This is a genomic window from Shewanella sp. 11B5, assembly GCF_002836795.1.
GTDB classification, from domain to species: domain Bacteria; phylum Pseudomonadota; class Gammaproteobacteria; order Enterobacterales; family Shewanellaceae; genus Shewanella; species Shewanella frigidimarina.
In genome coordinates this window covers 1-2,147 of the sequence record NZ_PJAP01000657.1, presented here as the reverse complement: position 1 = coordinate 2,147, position 2,147 = coordinate 1, and the positions used below count along the sequence as shown (strand labels likewise).

Annotated in this window: 3 protein-coding genes; all 3 read left to right on the top strand. The window is 34.4% G+C overall.

Going from position 1 to position 2,147, the window contains the following annotated elements:
* Positions 1-445 precede the first annotated feature (445 nt).
* On the top strand, positions 446-793 hold the full coding sequence (locus CXF78_RS14950; protein ID WP_102037249.1) for a hypothetical protein: 348 nt from the start codon (positions 446-448) through the stop codon (positions 791-793).
* Positions 794-874: 81 nt separating this feature from the next.
* On the top strand, positions 875-1,156 hold the full coding sequence (locus CXF78_RS14945; protein ID WP_011638991.1) for a hypothetical protein: 282 nt from the start codon (positions 875-877) through the stop codon (positions 1,154-1,156).
* Between the two features lie 452 nt (positions 1,157-1,608).
* Positions 1,609-2,147, top strand: a 539-nt coding sequence (locus CXF78_RS14940) for a hypothetical protein (protein WP_145991470.1), incomplete at its 3' end; no start/stop codon positions are given.

Sequence of the window (2,147 nt, the reverse complement as noted above, 5' to 3'; positions counted from 1 at the left end):
CTTTATCGGTCGAGCCGTTCAATAAGCTGTTAACTTATAAAACCCAGATCAAGGAGGTCTATATGTCAGATATGATGAAGAGAGCTAAAGAGTTTCAAGATAGGGTTGCCCGTTTAAAAGAAGATTATGCTATTAACAAACCCGTTATGAACTACTAGCAACCTTAGAAGGTCAATCCAAGTTTCAGGAGTTATTAGATAAACACAGCAACACGGATAAAACTATCTCTGAGTCTCTCACTGATTTCAAAGATGATTTATCTGGTTGGTTGGATTCGAAACTATAGATTTTAGTATAAGTGAATCCATTAAGTTATTAGTACTAGAAGCTATAAGAGGTTTGCACTCGTCTAATGTTGTTATAGCTTCCTCTAGTGCGTTCTCAAGGAAACTTATATATTCATTTTTGTTCATAATTTATTACTTCTGTTAAATAGGTTTATATTTTGATTAAAATTGATTCTAGTATAGATACTTATAATGAAAATCTTGGTAAAGCTTATGACTCAAGATTATCCAAAGAAGATAAAATCATATTAAAAGATTACTTCTCAGATTTTGTATCTAACTCTTTTGCTAAAAGTCACCCAGTACCTGAAAAGGCATTAGAAGCATTGAAGCATATTGATAAATCTCTCCACGAAGCCAAGATAATTGACTATAAAAGAGAGAGTCAAACTAATTGGCAAAACAGCAAACCACAGTACCTTATCATAGGGGTGCTTATCTTTATTGTTGGTGCTATTGCCTGGCATTATTTATCTCCTAATTTACCCTCATTTGTAGGGTTTTAAAGTTAACAAGTCCTAACATAGGACAAGTCCCTTGCCTCTGTAGGAGGCGTTATATGCTATTCAAAGAGTCGGAGTTTTAAATTGGAATATAGTCAAACTAGTCAAACTAGTCAGACTACTGATCGAATCGTAGGTGTTGGTAATAGACTAATATCAGCGATTGAGTTGCAAGCGAACAATCAGAAAGAGCACCAAAAAGCAGTAGAAGAAAGCTCTAAATCGCAAAATAAGCATCAGAAATCAATAGTGGCTCTAACTGTTGTAATTGCATTATCTACAGTTATTTATACTGGCGTAACAGTGTGGTCTACTTTGTTACTACATAACCAAGTAACAATAGAGCAAACCTTAAGTGAAAACTAAGGTTTAGTGTTTTTCGCATATAACTAATAAGGATAGGCCGCGCGAAGCTGCGTCCTATCCCAAGTGTTGAATAAGCCCGAACACCTAAGAGTGACTCTTTATTATGTAATTAACAGCTCGAGAAAACGCGCTGTTTGATGTGATAGTTATCGAATTAACCATGCTACCCATTGTTAAATTTCTGGAACGAGCTGTATTTTGAGTACTTTTTTAGGCATTCGTTATTCTGGATCAGCATTTTACATCTAGCGCTCAATTTTTACATTTGAATAGGACTGATGCCTAGCAATCAAAATTAAAAGCAGTTATGTTAATTAATAGTAAAAGTGGGGGCATAGTTTTTGTTCGTAAACTCACTGCGACAATTTTCTGTTGGCTTGGCGCAATGGTGGTCAACTGTTAATTGCCCCTAAGCATTCGTTATCCGCTTAGCATATATAAAAGGAATTTCTGTGTATTCTAATATAAATACAAAACTTACTAACTATTTTCTCATTAGGTTCGTCATTTGCATTGCTTTCGTAACATTGTACGGTTGTGGCGGTGGCAATTCTGAAGTGGAAGGCGAAAGTGTAGTACCTCCCATTGTATCTGTGCCTATTGATGAAACATTCGATCTGACTGGTTCATGGTTATCAAATTGTGGCGAAAGGAAAAATTTGGCATATTATACAAATGAATTAGTCTTAACTAGTGACAATTTAGAAATAATTGAACATAAATATAATACCTCTGATTGTGCAGGAACCCCTGTAGAATCTATTTCACAAACAATTAATCCCTACAGCTATCCCGAATCGAATCGTGATACAAATGATAAATTTATTGTTGTCGAAGTTTTTCAAGAGCCTCTATGGGAAATGACTGTAAACGTAGAAATTTATAATAACCTTTTGTATTTATCAAATAACTTATCAATTACCTATGAAGGCTATGCTTTCGAGTCAAATCATACAAATGAAATTAACTATGTTAATTATTTAACAAAGAA